At 34.3% G+C, this 18,370-nt stretch carries 14 protein-coding genes and 1 tRNA gene; 6 read left to right on the forward strand and 9 right to left on the reverse strand.

Going from position 1 to position 18,370, the window contains the following annotated elements:
* Nucleotides 1-70: 70 nt before the first annotated feature.
* Nucleotides 71-847, forward strand: coding sequence for a DeoR/GlpR family DNA-binding transcription regulator (locus AC6CH4_RS18680; RefSeq protein WP_498105628.1), 777 nt, complete (start codon nt 71-73; stop codon nt 845-847).
* On the opposite strand, the gene AC6CH4_RS18685 is transcribed toward AC6CH4_RS18680, so the two are convergent.
* From AC6CH4_RS18685 to AC6CH4_RS18720, 8 genes are all read right to left on the reverse strand, one after another.
* A complete protein-coding gene (locus AC6CH4_RS18685) occupies nt 844-1,914 on the reverse strand; it encodes a dipeptidase (RefSeq protein ID WP_498105630.1) in 1,071 nt (356 codons plus the stop codon). The genes AC6CH4_RS18680 and AC6CH4_RS18685 overlap by 4 nt on opposite strands.
* A 19-nt stretch (nt 1,915-1,933) precedes the next feature.
* Nucleotides 1,934-3,049: a D-TA family PLP-dependent enzyme gene (locus AC6CH4_RS18690; protein WP_498105632.1), complete on the reverse strand. Its 1,116-nt coding sequence runs from the start codon at nt 3,047-3,049 to the stop codon at nt 1,934-1,936.
* A gap of 2 nt (nt 3,050-3,051) precedes the next feature.
* Entirely contained in the window at nt 3,052-3,699 is a 648-nt protein-coding gene (locus AC6CH4_RS18695) for a beta/alpha barrel domain-containing protein (protein WP_498105634.1), read from the reverse strand.
* Between the two features lie 15 nt (nt 3,700-3,714).
* Entirely contained in the window at nt 3,715-4,746 is a 1,032-nt protein-coding gene (locus tag AC6CH4_RS18700) for a PfkB family carbohydrate kinase (RefSeq protein WP_498105636.1), read from the reverse strand.
* Between the two features lie 199 nt (nt 4,747-4,945).
* Nucleotides 4,946-5,413, reverse strand: coding sequence for a RidA family protein (locus tag AC6CH4_RS18705; protein ID WP_053473321.1), 468 nt, complete (start codon nt 5,411-5,413; stop codon nt 4,946-4,948).
* A gap of 4 nt (nt 5,414-5,417) precedes the next feature.
* Nucleotides 5,418-6,737 (reverse strand): GntP family permease, encoded by a 1,320-nt coding sequence (locus AC6CH4_RS18710; protein ID WP_498105638.1) that lies wholly within the window; start codon nt 6,735-6,737, stop codon nt 5,418-5,420.
* Between the two features lie 16 nt (nt 6,738-6,753).
* The gene (locus AC6CH4_RS18715) at nt 6,754-8,283 is read right to left on the reverse strand and encodes a SusD/RagB family nutrient-binding outer membrane lipoprotein (RefSeq protein ID WP_498105640.1); all 1,530 of its coding nucleotides are present in this window, start codon (nt 8,281-8,283) and stop codon (nt 6,754-6,756) included.
* Between the two features lie 11 nt (nt 8,284-8,294).
* Nucleotides 8,295-11,450, reverse strand: coding sequence for a SusC/RagA family TonB-linked outer membrane protein (locus tag AC6CH4_RS18720; protein ID WP_498105642.1), 3,156 nt, complete (start codon nt 11,448-11,450; stop codon nt 8,295-8,297).
* Nucleotides 11,451-11,685: 235 nt separating this feature from the next.
* Between AC6CH4_RS18720 and AC6CH4_RS18725 the strand changes: the two genes are divergently transcribed.
* A complete protein-coding gene (locus AC6CH4_RS18725; RefSeq protein ID WP_498105644.1) occupies nt 11,686-12,453 on the forward strand; it encodes a nitrilase family protein in 768 nt (255 codons plus the stop codon).
* On the opposite strand, the gene AC6CH4_RS18730 is transcribed toward AC6CH4_RS18725, so the two are convergent.
* Nucleotides 12,450-14,138: an Ig-like domain-containing domain gene (locus AC6CH4_RS18730; protein WP_498105646.1), complete on the reverse strand. Its 1,689-nt coding sequence runs from the start codon at nt 14,136-14,138 to the stop codon at nt 12,450-12,452. The two genes, AC6CH4_RS18725 and AC6CH4_RS18730, sit on opposite strands and share 4 nt — an antisense overlap.
* A 174-nt stretch (nt 14,139-14,312) precedes the next feature.
* Between AC6CH4_RS18730 and AC6CH4_RS18735 the strand changes: the two genes are divergently transcribed.
* The 4 genes from AC6CH4_RS18735 (at nt 14,313) to AC6CH4_RS18750 (ending at nt 18,289) form a co-directional block, all read left to right on the forward strand.
* Nucleotides 14,313-15,317 carry a hypothetical protein gene (locus tag AC6CH4_RS18735; protein WP_498105648.1) on the forward strand — a complete coding sequence of 335 codons (1,005 nt, stop codon included), beginning with the start codon at nt 14,313-14,315 and terminating at the stop codon, nt 15,315-15,317.
* The gene (locus AC6CH4_RS18740; protein WP_498105650.1) at nt 15,277-17,631 is read left to right on the forward strand and encodes a hypothetical protein; all 2,355 of its coding nucleotides are present in this window, start codon (nt 15,277-15,279) and stop codon (nt 17,629-17,631) included. The genes AC6CH4_RS18735 and AC6CH4_RS18740 overlap by 41 nt, the downstream gene beginning before the upstream one ends.
* A 32-nt stretch (nt 17,632-17,663) precedes the next feature.
* Nucleotides 17,664-18,068 (forward strand): methylmalonyl-CoA epimerase, encoded by a 405-nt coding sequence (mce, locus tag AC6CH4_RS18745; RefSeq protein ID WP_498105652.1) that lies wholly within the window; start codon nt 17,664-17,666, stop codon nt 18,066-18,068.
* Between the two features lie 147 nt (nt 18,069-18,215).
* Nucleotides 18,216-18,289 (forward strand) — tRNA-Ile (locus AC6CH4_RS18750).
* Nucleotides 18,290-18,370 lie beyond the last annotated feature (81 nt).

The following is an 18,370-nucleotide window of genomic DNA, read 5'->3' on the forward strand; positions in this document are numbered from 1 at the left end:
GTGCTGGAATTTGTTTCGCAATAATATTGCATTTATTGTTTACATTTGTTTCCAATAAAATTGAATTTGCATGAATAATGAGAATGAAGTGGTAAACTATAGCAAGGAAGAACGTAAAAGTCTTATTTTAAAAGAAATTAACCTGCATACCCGCGTAAGTTTTGAAACACTTTCGGCTAAATTATTTGTTTCAGAAGATACCGTTAGACGCGATATCAACGAACTTGAATCAGAATCATTATTGATTAAAGTAAAAGGAGGCGCGATGACTAAAGCGTACCACCATTCTTCATCAAATCAAACTTATGCAGGCGAATCAAAACAAATCATTGCGCAAAAAACTTTAGGCTTACTTCACGACGGAATGGTTTTGTTAATTGGCGGCGGAACTACAATAAGAGAGTTCATTCGCTTAATTCCTAATGATCTAAATCTGACTATTTTTACAGTTACTGTTTTGTCTGCAGTTGAACTTCTGGATAAACCGAATGTTAAAATTATTATGATTGGCGGTAGTATTTCTTCTTACAGCCAAATGTGCGTGAGTGGTGATGTCTATAATCAATTGGCCAATATTAAAGTTGACTTGTTAATATTAGGAACTAATGCTTTAGATATCGAAGGTGGATTCTCAGATTCTGATTGGGAAACCGTTCAGGTAAAAAAAGCAATGATTCAGGCTTCTGAAAAAACAGCTATTTTGACTATTTCTGAAAAACTGGACACGGTTCTAAAAATGAAAATTGCCAACTTATCTGAAGTTGATTACGTTGTCACGGAAGTTGATCCTAACGACGAAAAATTACAATCCTACAAGAAGGCAGTTCCAAGTTTAGTTTTTATTTAATCCCAGTTTTTTATCAGGAAATTAATCCAGTTTTGATGAAAGATTTTATTTAAATCATCATCAGAATACCCTTTGTCTTTAAAGATAAGAACGAGTTTTTGCAAATCGGCAATCGTATTTAAATCGTATGGAGATTGTTCTGTTCCGAACGCGCCGTCAAGATCAGAACCGATTCCGATATGATCTGCATTTCCAGCCAATTGGCAAATGTGATCCATGTGTTTGAAAACAGTTTCAAGATTACAGCTTGTGCCTTGTGGAGTCGAAAGACCTCTTTCCCAATCAGGAACTAACATCCAGGCATCTAAAGCTCCTCCAATAACAGCTCCTCTTGAAATTAAAGCTTTAATCATTTCGTCGCTGTATTGACGATTGTGATCTACAAGGCTTCTGCAGTTATTATGACTTGCCCAAACGGGACCATTATAATAATCTAAAGCCTGCCAAAAAGCATCATCGCATAAATGAGTTGCATCCAAAATAATATTCAAACGCTCCATTTCTTTCAATAAATCAAGACCATTTTGATTCATTTTTCCGGTTGCATCCGTTCCGTTTGCGTAACGACCCGGGCCATAATGCGCGGGACCAATGGCTCTTAATCCGTAATTGTATGCTTTTTCTAAGTAAGAAATATCAATGATAGAATCAGCACCTTCTAAACTCAAAATATAACCAATTGCTTTTTTATCGTTTGGCGTTCCATCGTTCCAATTGTCAATTTGTTTTTGAAGTGATTTTTTATCGGTAATGGCTGTTATTTCTCCTGCTTCTTCCATAGCTTTGTACCACGTCAGCTGGCCTTGTGTTTGCGCCCAGGCTTGTTCTGGAGAATTCCAACCGGGAATAATACTGTCCGGTTTTACAAAACGTGCAATTTGAGTTGCAACCACAATACCAATATTGCCTTTTCTTAAGTCAGGGAAAGAAACTGTCGCGCGTTCGCGGTCCGGTTTATCTGTCATTCCTTTTTCTAAATGACGTAAAGTGGGAACGTCATTTCTTAAATCTCGGTTCCATTCCATCGCATTCATGCTCAGGTCTAAATGGGCGTCTATTATAAACATATATTTCGACTTAATTTTTTTATATATTAATTTTTCTGCTTCGTGCAACGACTAGCCATTGATCACAAATTTGATGTTCGTTATTGACAACCTGAACCGAATCATAAAGTGCGCAAGTGGGGCAAACATGGTAAGGTTGAGCGTAAATCGTGTCACCAATCGCATATTGGTTTTTACCACGATTTTCCAGAATCAGATGTTCTTCTGAGTGTGAAATCGGAATTAGATTTTCATCGTTTAAAATCACTAATCTCTTATCGATTGGATTTTCCGAAGAAACCGATTTGTATCCAATATCAATACAAACCGTTGAATTTGTTGGTTTTGAAATAATAGTTCCGACAATAACTAAAGCGGGTTTGAATTCTTGTTCAGGTAAATTAATCTGGTAGTTTGAATCCCAAAAAACAAAAGTCCCGGGACTGCATTCAACATTTTCCTGAGTGGCGTAAAATGGAAATGTATTTGATCCTCCGGCAACAATTTTTAGCTTAAAATTAAACTTTGATTGTAGTTTTTCGATTTCCTTTTCAATAATTGAAAATGAATTTGAAGCTTCGAGGTTTCGTTCTGTAACGCTTCCTTTTAAATGACCGTCGTAAATATGAATTCCGGCGAAATGAATGTTCTTTAATTGAATAATATCTTCAATTAGTTCTGTCCATTTTTCAGAAATCGAAATTCCGGTTCTGTTCATTCCTGTGTTTAGATCTAAATAAATAGTTAGTTTAAGATTATTTTCGTCGGCAATTTCATTTAAAGCTTTCGCCGATTCTAAATTATCGACAATAGTTGAAAAATGGGTCTCAGGATATTTTTGTATCAACGAGATCCAGCGTTCCTTTTTTAAACCAACAGGCTGATAGGCGAGAAGCACATCCGGAATTTCATGAAGTGCAGCAAGTTCTGCCTCCGCAATGGTAGCACATTTAACTTTTTTGATATTGTAGATTTTGAACAACTCAAGAATTTCTCCAATTTTATGTGTTTTGATGTGAGGTCTTAATTTTTGAGTATCACCATTTACGGCGCCAATAAGCCGTTCCAGATTAAAGCGAATACGATCTTCGTAAACGGCTAAAAATGGAGTATCTGTGTTGATTTCGGAATTAATTTTCCACCAATTTTTTTGCATAATTAATTTTTTGTTTTTTCGACAACTTCAATTAAATCTTTAAAAGCTTTAAGCGATTGCGCATAATTTAAATTCAAAAGCATTTCTTTCGAAAATAAATTAGAACCAATTCCAACACAAACAACGCCGGATTTGAACCATGATTTTAGATTGCTTTCTTCTAAAGTTACACCTCCTGTTGGCATTATTTTTAAATTTGGAAACGGAGCTCTTATTGCTTTTACATAACCTGGACCGCCAATTTTATCAGCAGGAAAAAGTTTTACAATTTCAGCACCTAATTTATTGGCGTGAAGGATTTCATTTAAAGTAGCGGCGCCGGGAATCCAGTAAATATTGTTTTTTAGGCAATAATTGCCGATTTCTAAGTCGGTGTGAGGACAAACAATACAATCAGCTCCCAATTTATGAAAGGTCTTGGCATCATCAACGCTTAAAATAGATCCAACAGCGATTTTAACATCTAAATTATTTGCTTTTTTAAAAGCGATCATTTGAGTAAAAACTTCTTTTGCATTATCTGCCCGAGCAGCAAACTCAATAATTTTTATACCGGCATCAGCCGCCGATTGCAACACTATTTTAGCTGTTTCGATATTGATTTGTGTTACTAACGGAAGTACGCCTTGTGCTTTTAAAATGCTGTACATATTCTTAATTCTAATTTATCTATTGATTCTGTTACTTGCGCCATTTGCAATAAAATGACTTATTTCTGTTGGATTGCTCATGGCAAAATCTCCGTGTATACTTTGTTTGATAACACTGCAGGCTGTTGCCCAATCAATGCATTCCTGTCCTGATAATTTGTTGGACAGGCCGTATAATAATCCTGCGTTAAAGGCATCTCCGGATCCAATTTGGTCGGTGACAAAATGTATTTTGTATTCTTTAGTTTCATAAAAATGATCTTCGTGAAGTAGCATACCTTTGTATAAATGGGCTAATCCATCTGATTTTCTAAAACTCATTGCCAGCGTTTTTAGAAAAGGCATTTTCTCTTTTAATAATTCAAATGTTTTTTGAAAACGATTTGCATCGGATTCGTTTTTATCAGTTTTTATTCCGAAGTAAATTTCAATCGCATCTAAATCGGCAACTGTGATCGTACTGTATTGAAGTAAATCAGGCATAATTTCAGATGGATGTTTTCCATATTGCCATAATTTCGAACGATAATTAAAATCAGAAGAAATGAATAAGCCTTTTTTATGTGCCGAAAGAATTGCTTCCTTACAAACCAAGCCTGCTTCATTAGAAACGCCCGGACTAATTCCGGACCAATGAAAATGAGTCACATCGGCGAAAGCCAAATCCCAATTAATTTGATCTTTTTGAATAGTTGCGAAAGAAGAATTACTACGATCGTAAATAACCTGCGATTGTCTGATTTGATTTCCGGATTCGACAAAATATAAACCCAAACGTTCTCCGCCATAAATACATTTTGAAGTATTTACTTTGTATTTCTGCAATTCGTTTAAAGCCAATTGTGCCAAATCATTTTGCGGTAATCTTGTAATATAATCAGTCTGAATGCCGAGTTGAGAAAGCAGAACACAAACATTGGCTTCGGCACCGCCTACATGAACTTTTATTTCATTGGCCTGCGTAAACCGATTTCCATCTGCAACACTCATCCGAAGTAATAATTCTCCGAAAGTTGCAATTCTTGTTTGTGGAGTATTTATATTCATGTTTTTATTTTTTTGCCACAGATTTCACAGATTAAATTGATTTTTTTTTCGCCACGAATTTCCCGAATTTCCACAAATCATTACGTTCAATTTATTCTTGAAAATTTGTGTAATTATTTTGCCTATCCGCTATCGGTTGGGTGATAGCAAACAAATTTTAATCTTTTAAAATTATTTAATCTGTGGCATAACTTTTTTATTAAAATAATTCGAAAACGGCTTCTACTTCCACAGGAATGTTGTCGGGTAAAGATCCCATTCCTACGGCGCTTCTAACACCGATTCCGTTTTCTTGTCCCCACACTTCAGCGAACAATTCGCTGCAGCCGTTGATAACGTATGGATGTCTAAGGAAATCGCCATTGCAATTCACCATTCCTAGCACTTTTATAACTCTTTTCACTTTGTTCAGACTTCCAAAATTGGTCACAATTGTCGAAAGCATTGTTAAACCAACCTGTCTTGCGGCCAATTTTCCTTCTTCGATATCCATATCGTCTCCAATTCTTCCAATAATTAAAGATTTGTCATCACGAACTGGTCCGTGACCTGAGAGGTAGAGATATTTTCCGTCGACTAAATAAGGTTTATATATACCAAGAGGTTGAGGTGCTGGCGGTAATGATAAGCCAAGGGTTTCAAATTTTTCCTGAGGTAATAAATTCATGATATTAATGTATTATAGAGTTTAAAATAAAAACGAAAACAATTCCTAAAACAGATACTAAGGATTCCATGACAGTCCATGATTTAAAAGTATCTTTCAGGCTGACATTGAAATATTCTTTGAACATCCAAAAGCCAGGATCATTTACATGCGAGCACATTAAGCTTCCGGCGCCAACGGATAAAACTAATAGATTTGGGTCTAGGTTATTAGCTTGTAATAAAGGGAGTAAAACGCTGGCAGTCATTAGACCGGCTGCTGTTGCAGAACCCACACAGACACGAATAATAGCAGCCATAATCCACGCGAGTAAATAAGGATGAATATTTGTTTGGGTTAAAGTCGATACAATAGTTTCGTTTACACCACTTATCATCATCACTTCTTTCAAAGCTCCGGCACCCCCAATAATCAAAACAATTAAAGCAATATCTTTTATGGCAACGGCATAATCATCCATTACTGACGGGATGCTTCGGTTCATTCTGATGCCTAAAGTGTAGGTACAAATAAGCAGCGAAATCAACATAATCATACTTGGTTCGCCAATTGTTTTGCAAATGTCTAGTAGAGTTTCATTATCTGAAAGTAAAGGTAGAATTGAAGTTATTGTTAATCCGAAAACCGGAAATAAAGCAGAGAATAAACTAAGCGCGAAACTGGGTTGCTTGCCTTTATTTACAACTTCTTCGACATTCAGAATTTCATGATCAGATTCGGACCTAATGTTTTTAAGTAAATTAGAAAACAATAAACCAGCGATAAAAATGGTCGGAATGGCGATGATAATTCCATAAATTAAAACAAGTCCAATATCAGCATTCAAAATACTGCTTAACGCCATTGGAGACGGATGTGGGGGCAAAAAACCGTGTGCTACTGAAAGCGATGCGAGCATTGGAATTCCCAGATATACTTTTGAAAGTTTAAATTGATGGGCTACTGAAAAGATTAGAGGTACTAACAAAATAAATCCAACACTATAAAATAAAGGTATCCCGACAATAAATCCGGTAATCATTAATCCTAAGCGAACGTATTTTTTGCCTGTCCATCCCATAACAGTTTTGGCAATGACATTGGCGGCTCCTGATGAAACGGTAAGTTTACCAATACAGGTTCCGAAAACAATAATCAAAGTGACAGATCCTAACATTTCGCCTAAACCTTTTTGAACCGTTTGTGACAAAGTATTTATTGGCAGGCCTAAAAATAGACCTGCTAATAAAGCTGTTATGATAAAGGCAATAAACGGATTGATTTTAAGCCAACCTATCTGAATGATTAAAAACGCAATGCATGCCGTAAGAATTAAAATGCTCATTTATCTCTTTGTATTATTATTTATCCCACCAGATTTTAGTTGTAAAAGTGTCTTCTCCCTGACGCTTAACTGCTTCTGCTAAGTTAGTTGAATTTACAGAATATTCGCTCGTTGAATATTTGAGTCGTCTTGGGATTGTGCCATTTGTAACATTTCCTGGAAAGTTTATCGGAACCAAAACCGGATAACCCGTTCTTCTCCAATTGGCATAAATTTCTTGTTCATCTACAAATAAGGCTACATAAATTTGAGTATGAATCTGATTCATTTTTGCTTCAAATGATCCTGCAGTATTAAATGGATTTGCCGTTAAATAAGGTGTTGCATCTGTAATTGTATAAGCTGCACCGTAAATTCCCATATTTAAGAAAGATGCTTTTACTCCTTTTTCATATAGATCTTTATCTGTTTCTAAAGTATACCAGCCTCTTGCTGCAGCTTCTGCAAGATATAAATTGGTTTCTGCATTACTTATAAGTACTAATGGCGCATCATATTTGAAAACAGTACTTTGATTAGGTTCAGAATAAGTGGCTTGTTCAGTAGCTGTTGGTGCAGTTTTAGTTCCGTTCGGAAAACCTTTTTGCACGGCAAGCGTTGTGTTTTGAACTGTTCCCTGCCAAACTCCTGAATAAATACTAATTCTTGGATCTGCAGTTGCTTTTAATAAATCGATGAAAGTTTTAGCTAATTTTCCTCCTTCAACATTTTTCTGACCGAAAGACCCTGCTGTGAAATCTTGTCTTCTGGCATCAAAACCTACAGGATTTCTGTTGAAATCATTTGGGCCATCTGTGTATTTCATAATGGCATTATCTGTTCCATTTAAAATTACACCACCGGCAATAGCTTTGGTAACCCAGGTTTTTGCTAAAGCGGGATCAACTTTAGTCAATCGCAATCCTAAGCGAAGCATTAGTGAGTACGAGAATTTTTTCCATTTTACTACATCGCCATTGTAAATAAAATCGGCTCCTCCAAAACTTGGTTTTGAAGCATCTAATGCTGTAGCCGCTTCGTCAAGCTCTTTTAATAAATCTTTGTAAATAAATTCCTGAGAATCGTATTTTGGAAGAAAGATTTGTTCGCTGTTTGCTTTTGCAGCTTCAGAATACGGAATATCACCGTACAAATCTGTAATTCTGTGATATAAATACGCTTTCCAAATTCTGGCAATATTTAGTTTGTTACTATCGTTTGAATTGCCTTTTACAGTATTAATTACAATTTCTGTTTCATTTAATGCCAATGGATAAACCTGATTAAAATAAGCAGAATAGTAAACTTCATTACTTAAATATTTGTCTCCCACACCAGAGGCTTCTTTATAAGTAGCATAATGTTGTAACATTCCGCCACATTCAAGAATGTTGGTGAAAAAATAATTATTGTTTAAACCGTCTAATTGCGCTTTGCTAAAAATGTAATTCGGATTTGGTTTTTCAACTACATTCGGATTAGTGTTGATTTCTTCAAAATCCTTGGTACAGGAGGTCATACTTGCTAAAAGTAAGCCTGTTATATATAAAATGGTTATCTTTTTCATGTCTTTTAATTTTAGAATTTCACATTTAAACTTAAACCGAAACTTCTGGTTTTTGGTACTCCAAATTGTTCTACACCCTGAGCATTTCCGGCACTAAAAACAGATTCCGGATCTACGTTTGGTGTTTTCTTGTAAAGAATGAATAAGTTTCTTGCAACAAAAGAAACAGAAGCTCCCTGAAGTTTAGACAGACCTTTGATTTTTTCAAGAGGCAATTGATAACCAATAATTACTTGTCTTAGTTTTATGAAACTGGCATCATAAATAAATGTTGAAGATATGTTTCTTAAACCATCGTAATAAGTTCTTAAGTTCTCTGGTGCAATCACCATATCAACCGGATTTCCGTTAGTGTCAACACCTTTAATTGGTAATCCGCTTTCACGTCCTTCCAAAGTTAATTTTGTTAGTCCCATACGTGTTCCGTATAAATCAGTTCCGGAATATAAGCTACCTCCAAATTTTCCATCAATTAAAAAGCTAAATGAAACCGATTTGTATTTGAATTCATTGCTAAATCCGGCTGCCCATGGATGAACACCCTGACCTAATTCTTCAAGTGGACCTTGGGCAATAGTTGCAGAACCACCACTTACGTTATAAACGGTATTTCCGTTCGCATCTTTACGCGGTTTGTAACCTTTAATGATGCTGTACGGGCGGCCAACATCACTTGTTATCGTTACATATCCGTTTACAGAAGTCGCCATTGTAATTGATGTTAGCTGATCTGTAAGTGCTTCAACTGTGTTTTCGTTATAAGATCCATTGAAACTTGCGTCCCATGAAAAATCTTTCGAATTAATAATTTTACCGCTAAGTAAGAGTTCAACTCCCTTGTTTCTCATTTTTCCAAGATTCAATAATGCAGTACTCGCTCCTGAAGCATTTGAAATTGTAGTTTCAACAATATCATTTGTAGTAGCACGATTGTACCATGCAAAATCAAGGTTTAAACGGTTACGGAAAAACCCTAAATCGGCTCCAACTTCAAAGGTTGTTGATGTTAACGGACTTAAAGTAGAATTTGGAACTCTTGAACTGGTTGGCCCTTGTAATTGCTGACCATTATGTCCGCCCTGAATCATAGAATAAGATTGATTCAATGCATAAGGATCGGGCGTTGCTCCACCAACCTGAGCCCATGAAGATCTAAGTTTTGTAAATGAAATCCAATCTGGCATTGTTACGATATCCGAAAGGATTATACTTGTTCCAACTGAAGGATAGAATACAGTATTGTTGTCTTTTGAAAGTGTTGAGAACCAATCCTGACGTCCCGTTACGTTTAAAAATACTATGTTTTTATAATCAAAATCTGCTGCGCCGTAAACCGAATTTGTTTTCGTTTTTCCATAAGGATAACTATACGTTAGTGTCGAAAGATTACTCAGAGCATAAAAATCATCTAATACAAAGTTAGAACCTTCGACTCTGATTTCGTCTCTTAAATTGGTACGAGAGTTAACCCCAACTAAAGCATTTAAAGAGAAATCGCCGTAAATATTTTTCTTGGTATAGTTAAGAATTGCCTCAGAATTCAGGTTAGAAATTTTCATTCTTGAGCCTTGAGCGTATCCAACCGGATTGTTTAAAGTTGTTTTTGGAATGTATCCAAAGAATTCATAATTAGTAAAATCCTGTCCAATTCGTCCCTGAAGAAATAATTCAGGCGTGAAATTCAGTTTCACATTTAACATTCCTATAAAACGGTTTTTAGTATCGCTGTTTTTGATTTTATTGATCGTGTAATATGGATTTGTTGCCACAGCAACCGGATTCCAGGCTTCCTCTATACCATTTTCATCATAGCCGGGAGACAGGTTTCTAATGTCAACGCTGTTTGCAATCATATAAGTTGCCCAGTTTGGATTGGCTTCAGCATCTGAAACGGTTGTTCGGTTATTTGATTTTTCGATATTGTATTGGGCAACCACATCAAATTTTAACCAGTTTGTTAAGTTTACATCACTTGCAATATTGATGCTTTTGCGATTAAAATCAGAATTAGGGACAACACCCTCATTATCCATGTTTGAGAACGAAAGACGTCCTGTAGCTTTTTCACTTCCGCCAGCTAATGCTATCGAATTTATAAAAGTTGTTCCGGTATCGTAGAAGTTTTTGATATTGTTTTTTTGTGCAACGTATGGTCTGGCAACTCCGTCAAACTGAACAACATTTGTTCCGTCCATTTTTGCTCCCCATGACCATCGGCCATCGGCAATGGCTTCTGCCTGTGTCGTTGGTTTTTTTCCGAGTGCCCCTGAACCGTATTCATACTGCCAATCGGGTATGATTGATGGTGTTTCGAATGTAAATGAAGTATTGTATTCCACTCCAATTCCTTTTTGTGCTGAACCTCTTTTGGTTTGAATTAAAATGACCCCATTAGCAGCATTTGCACCGTATAATGCGGCTGCAGTTCCTCCTTTTAAGACCGTGATGGTCTTAATATCATCTGCATTTATTACCGATGTTCCGTCACCTCTGTCAACATTGATTCTGGTAGAACCTGCGCCATTTCCAATTCCCGGAAGGTTAAGCTGGGTATTGTCAATTGGTAGATCATTTACCACATACATGGGTTGGTTGTTTCCGTTTAGGGAACCGTTTCCACGAATCACAACTCTGGTTGATCCGTTAGGCCCCGTTGCGGTACTGCTCACATTTACACCGGCAATTTTACCAACTAAGGCGTTTGCAATATTGGTTTCTTTGGCTTTTGTAAATTCGGTTCCTTTAAGTTCAGTAACTGCATAGGCAATTGATTTACTGCTTTTTTTAACACCAAGAGCGGTTACTACAACCTGATCCAAAACATTCTCAGCAGGTTTTAATCTAATGACTAAATCTGTAGTTTTAATTAAGGCAAAAGAAAAAGTTTCGTAGCCCATGTAGGTTACAATAACGTGAGCTTCGTTTTCTGGAACAGTTAATTTGAATTTTCCGTTTTCATCAGATATTGTTGCTAGTTTACTATTGCTTTCGGCATAAATAGTAGCTCCTGCAATTGGCATTCCGTCATCCTGACCTAAAACCTGGCCAGTGATTTCAACTTGATTGCTTTTTTGTTCAAAAAGATGCTTTTTAATTGCAACCTCTTTTGCGTTTCCTGAGAAGATCATCCCCCCAATAAACACTAATGAAATTAGCTTTGTTTTCATAATACTTTGGTTTTCATGTTTTGTTTTGGTTTTTTATTGGCGATCAAATATAAATATTAATTTTTCACATCTGCATTTTTTTTGCACAAATTGCATTTTTTTTGCAATATTTTTTATTGAAGTATTTTTAAATTCCAAAAGACCTGAGGTTTCTAAAGGTGTTTTGAGAAATTTTTGCAGAAAGTGCTTTTTACGAAAAAAATATTTTTTATCTTAAAATTCGTATTTTTGAAAGATGAAAATCGCACTTATTCAATCAGATCTTTATTGGGAAGACGCTTTAAAAAACAGAAATAACTTTGAATCGAAGATCAATCAAATCGATTCTGAAGTTGATTTGATTGTTTTACCAGAGATGTTTTCTACCGGATTTACTATGAATGCTTTAGCAATGGCTGAGGCTATGAATGGGGAAACAATTCTGTGGATGAAATCTGCTGCAAAACAGAAAAATTGTGCTGTGACTGGAAGTTTGATCATTACCGAAAACGATCAGTTTTATAACCGAATGTTCTTTATTTTTCCTTCTGGAGAAATTCAATATTATAATAAAAGACATTTGTTTACGCTTGCGGGCGAAGACAAAACATATACGGCCGGAACCGAAAAAGTAATAGTTGATTATTTAGGCTGGAAAATTTGCCTGCAGGTTTGCTATGATTTGAGATTTCCGGTTTTTGCAAGAAATGTAGAGAATTACGATCTGCTTTTATATGTTGCCAATTGGCCAAAAGTGCGCACAAATGCCTGGGATATTTTATTGAAAGCACGTGCTGTTGAAAACCTGAGCTATGTTGTTGGTGTAAACAGAATTGGTTTGGATGCTAACAATTATGAACATATCGGACATTCGCAAGTGGTAAATTTTTTAGGGAATTATATCCTGCAACCGCAAGAAACAGAAGGCGTTTTTATTGTTGAATTGGATAAAAATGTAATGTTGGAAACGCGAAAAAAACTAGATTTTTTGAGTGATAAAGATGTTTTTGAAGTTAAAGTCTAAAAAGCTTTGCTCTTTTTTATTGCATCCTTTTTCTTTTTGTCATCTTCTTTTTTCTCCAGTTCTGGATTATAAGGAATACTCATATCAATAGTTTCATCGACATCCCAATTCGTTCGAACGTCAACTTCTTTTTGATAATAAAACACTTCTTCGGCATAGGTTTTCTTTAGGAAATTCCCCGAATCATAAATTTTATTTTTATTGTCGTCATAAGTTATTCGAAGTGTAAAAGCATTGGGTTCAACTAAATCAAATGTAAGTTTTGTTTGTCCTTCAGAATATTGGCTGGCAAGAACAACATCTCCTTTTTTATTGGTTATTTCAACAATAATTGGAAAGCGTTTTACATTTTTTAAATTCAAAACTAAATTCCCATAATCAGCATATTCTTTAGTACTCAATTTATAAGATAAAGTGTCGTTGCTTTTATCGTAAAAGTCTGTTAAAGCGCCTGGTAGAAAAGTAAATTTATATTTTTCTAAAGGTTCTTTCTTGAAATCAACATATAGTTTTTGATCGAATTCATCATATTCCGTGGTAAAATCAACTGCAACCGAATCTTTATTCGTCAGGTTGATTTTTGATTTGTCAAATTTCACCAAAGGTGTCGCTGATTCCAATGTAAATCGGTCTCTGAAATTAAGAACTCCACTTTGTGTTGCTGTGACATTTAAGCTATCCTTTTTCTGATCTTTAATCTTAAATGTGAATTTTTTATTGTAATTCTCATTACTAACTTCCATAGATAAGGAGTCGACTTTTATAGGTTTGTACCAAACTTGCAAAGAGTCTTTTTTAGGATATCTTGTTACGATAGATTCCAGAATTTCATCTTTGTTTTTAAGGACTATTTTAGGTTTAGAATTAGTGAAATCCTGTTTGCTGTCGTACGGAAGAAATAATCTGTTTCCGGATGCCTGTATTGGTTTTAGGGCTTTTAATGGTTGTGATTCCTTGAAAAGTTCTAATTCAAAAAGAGTGTCATTTGGTACTGTAATGTAATGTTTTATGAAACCAATTTTGTCATCTTTCGGATTAAATTTATTATTGTTTCCTTTGTCTTTTAAAGCAACTAAAAGATATTTTCCTGCCTTTAAATTTTCTAATTTAAAAGTTCGTAAACTATCTAATGTATTGGTGATGTATCTTGGGAATTCCTTGTAAACAACAGAATCTTTAAATTTGTCATTGACTTCATATAGCATAACCGAAACAAAATTATCTACATTTTTTTCATAAGCGTCTTTTACTATTCCTCCAATAGAAAGTGAATCGATATAAGATCCTGTAGAAAAAACATATTTAAATTGGTTAAGTGCATTTCCTTCATTATTATCTGCAATACTTTGCCCGAAATTCATGCTGTACGTAGTGTTGGGCTGTAAAGTATCTAAAATTTTTATGGTGATTTCTTTACTTGCAGTGGTTGGCAAAATGATTGGTTCATGCTTCATGGGCGGCGAAATAATCAATTGCTTATTGGTGTTTTTAAGCTTTACATATTCATCAAATGTCAAAATAATTTCATTTGCCTTAAAATCGGTACTGAAATTTTTTGGACTACTGTATTTTAAAACAGGAGCCAGAGTATCTTTTAGTCCTCCGGTGATGCTTCCTCTTTTGGCGCAGCTCATCATTAAAAATACCAGTAAAAATGGAATATATTTAAAGTTGTTTTTCAACATAACAGTTTTTGAATTTGATTGCACAAAATAACGATTATATTTGCTTTAAGCGAAATTTTTTATCTATTTATTAGGATTTGGAGCTTTTACGTTTTTATCTATTTCTTAAATTCTAAAGGAATAATTTGATATAATTTCTTACTTTTGAGTTCAAAATTATAATTTCTCTCCGTTTTGATCAAAAAGTCTTTTCTGATTTTCTCCGTTTTTTTAGTAATTGCCTGCAGTAAAAATGATAAGCCCATTATTGCTTTTTATTATTGGAAAACGGTTTTTAAATTATCTGAAACAGAAAAAGAGGTTTTGAAGGATAATAACGTTGAGAAACTTTATATTCGCTACTTTGATGTTGGTTTAAACCCAAAAATGACAGAACCAATTCCGGTTAGTCCGATACATTTTCAAGGGAATGTTAGTAAATTTGACATTGTTCCAGTGGTTTTTATTCAAAATAAAGTCATGTTAAAGTCCAATTTTGATATTGACAATCTGGCTGAAAAGACGCTTCATTTAGTAAACGTGATTAATGAAAAAAATAATATAGTTTGTAGTGAAATTCAGATTGATTGCGACTGGACACTGGCCAGTAAAGAAAATTATTTGAAGTTTATCGAGCGTTTTAAAAAGCTTTCTCATAAAAGACTCTCGGCAACAATTCGGTTACATCAGGTTAAATATTTTAAAAGGACTAAAATTCCAAATGTTGACTCAGGCGTTTTGATGTATTATAATATGGGATCTATTGCTCCGGATTCCATAAATTCTATATACAACCATCAAATAGCAGAAAAATATCTCAAAAGTTTGAAGAAATATCCTTTGCATCTTGATATTGCGTTGCCGATTTATTCGTGGGCAATTCATATCCGAAATCAAAAAGTGATCGGTTTACGTTCTAAGCTGAATGTCGCTCAGCTTAAAAAGGATAAGAATTTTGAACAGATAAATGCCCTGTTTTTTAAAGTAAAAAAGTCTAATTATAAAAATGGATTTTTTTATGAAGAAGGAGACACGCTGAAGATTGAAGCAATTTCTGCTGAAGATTTAAAAATGATGGGAGAGGAGCTAAATGAAAATGTGGCAAACACTCCAAAGGAAATTATATTTTACGATTTAGATGAATTCAATTTAAAAAATTATGAAAAGAATATTTTTGAACAAGTTGTTTCTTGTTTCTAGCGTAGCTTTGTTTGCTGTTTACGGAATAATTTATGCTTGCGGAGGTGGAGACGACTGGGACTTTTTTGGTTATAATTCAAATTTTACTCCTGAAACATTTACAGATAAATCATATTCTCCGCTTTTTTTGTCGGGAGATGTTTTTTACGGAATTGGATTTGACACACAACATAATTCAAGATTTAATGAAGACATAAAATCGGATTGGAAAAATTATTTAAAAACAAAAATGGACACGGCAAGTGTCAGTTATTTTTTAATTGGAGATCTTACACCAAGATATTCCAGTGAAAGTAAAATTTCAGGGAATAAAACCGAAATTACAGATCTTCATGTTTTCTTTAAAACCAAAAAACCAAATGCAACTTCCTTAAAATGGGATAAAAAGATTGATTTAAAAGAAGCTAAAATCAAGAGTTTTATTGAGTTTTTATATTTGGCGCAAAAGATTGAAACCGTTTCTATCAATGAAGATTACTGGAGTTATGATCCGGTCGTGGCTAAAACTTTTGATGATTTGAAAATGATTCAGTCCATCGAGAATGTGTATAATACAACATCAGATGCATTTCTGAAAAACAGGTATTGGTTTCTAACAACCAAAGCTTATTTCTATAGTAGCAATAAACCAAAAACAGTTGAGTTTTTCAATAAAACGGAAAAATCAGTTCCTAAAAACATATTGTATTATCGAGCCCTTTCTTATGTGGCGGGAATAAAATATCAACAGAAAAAATATTCGGAATCCAATTATTTATACGCTCAGGTTTTTGATAAATGCCCTGAAATGAGAGTTGTGACAGCCTACAGTTTTCATCCTCAAAATGAAGCAGATTGGAATAAGTCATTAGCAATGGCAAAAGATAATAAAGAGAAAGCAGCACTTTGGGCGATTCATGGTTATTACAAAGATGAGGTACAGGCTATTGATAAAATTTACGGATTAGATCCTAAAAGTGAACATCTGAATTATCTGCTTACCAGATTGGTAAACAAACAAGAGCAGAATGTCAATAATTCTTTTGAAGAAAGCGCAAAAGAAAATGAACCCGCAAAAAAACTTTCAGTTGCTGAAAATAAAGAAATAAACAAAAGTAAAATTGATAAAAAAGCGTTTGATTTAGTTTCGAAAATTACCACAACAGGGAATACTGAAAAGCCGTATTTGTGGAATATTGCGTTGGGATATTTGCAAACACTAAAAGGGGATTATGTAAATGCAGATACTAATTTTGACAAAGCAGAAAAAATAATGCCTAAAACAGAACTGGCGAAATATCAGTTAAGACTGCTTCGTTTTGTAAATAATATGAGTAAAATTGATAGGCTAACCGATAAAAGCGAACAAACTATTCTCGTCGATTTGAATTGGTTATATCAGGAGCTTCCTAAAACATATAAAGGGGGAGAATTTCGTTATCAAAATGCTTCTTCATGGAGCAGAAGTTATTTAGCAGCACTTTATAAAGCAAATGGCAATCCGGTTATGACGGAGATATTCGGTGAATCGCGTTATAGCTACTGGAATGACGGAAATGCTTTTTATGATAATGAAAAAAATCTTCTAGCCATGAAATCCTTTCTAAGTAAGAACAATAAAACTGAAATAGAAAAAATTGGTGCCAGCATTTACAGTTTGAAGTTAAAAGATATCAATAATTTTCAGGCAGTTCAGGCGACGTTCAAAAATAAAATTTCTGAAGCAATTGCTTTTATAAAAGAAACAGATTCTGTTCAATATTATAATTTCTTAGGAAATCCGTTTAACGGAAATATTAAAGATTGTCACGATTGCGAACATGCAGCCTACCAAAAGAAGAAGTATTCTCAAATTGAATTTTTAAGTACAATAAAATCTATGCAGGATAAATTGGCTCAAAAAGAAGATGTATATACAAATAGTTTATTGTTAGGAAATGCATTTTATAATATCACCCATTTTGGAAATGGACGGACTTTTTATGAAATTAGCATTGTAGGTTATGGTTCAAGTCCATACTCATTTAGAGATTCGATGAAAAAAATGATTACGAATTGCGATCTGCCTAAAATGTATTATCAAAAAGCATTTGAGGCTGCTACTACAAAAGAGCAAAAGGCGAAATGTGTGTATTTATTGTCAAAGTGCGAACGTAATGACTATTATAACAATAAGTATAATAATGTAACCAATTGGTGGAGTGTTGAAGATGATAAAATTAATTTTATTGCCTGGAGCGGATTCAAGGCTTTAAAAAAGGATTATTCGGATACAAAATATTATCAGGATGTAATTGCCGAATGTGGTTATTTTAAAACGTATATAAATCAATAAGTTGTAACAGTATTTATTGTAAAATTAAGAAGATGGTAAATAAAATTGAACATATAGGAATAGCGGTTAAAAATATAGATGATGCGAATGTATTGTTCGAAAAATTACTGGGAGTTCCATCATATAAAGAAGAAGAAGTAGAAAGTGAAGGGGTTTTAACTTCTTTTTTTCAAACAGGAACAAATAAAATTGAGCTTTTAATGGCAACTAATCCAGAAAGTCCGATTGCTAAGTTTTTAGAAAAAAAAGGAGAAGGAATTCATCATATCGCTTTTGATGTTGAAGATATTTATGCGGAAATAGAACGCTTAAAAAGTGAAGGTTTTGTATTGATAAATGAAGTTCCGAAGAAAGGTGCTGACAATAAATTGGTGGTTTTTTTGCATCCAAAAAATACAAACGGGGTTTTAGTGGAGCTTTGTCAGGAAATAAAGTAAAAATTCTCATTTACTAATTAAGAAATAATACATTGAAAATCAATTGCGTTTAGAAATAGAGGTGTTGCAATTTGAAATTAAATAGAAATCATATCTTAAAATATTTGCAGTGAATAAAAAATAGTAGTAATATTGCATCCTCAAACCGGTCCTATAGCTCAGCTGGTTAGAGCACCTGACTCATAATCAGGTGGTCCCTGGTTCGAGCCCAGGTGGGACCACGTAGTAAAAAAGCTTCATAAAATTTTTATGAAGCTTTTTTTTGTGATTAAGGTTGTAATTTTGGTAAAAACTTCTACATT

It is taken from the genome of Flavobacterium sp. GQ95, assembly GCF_059758655.1.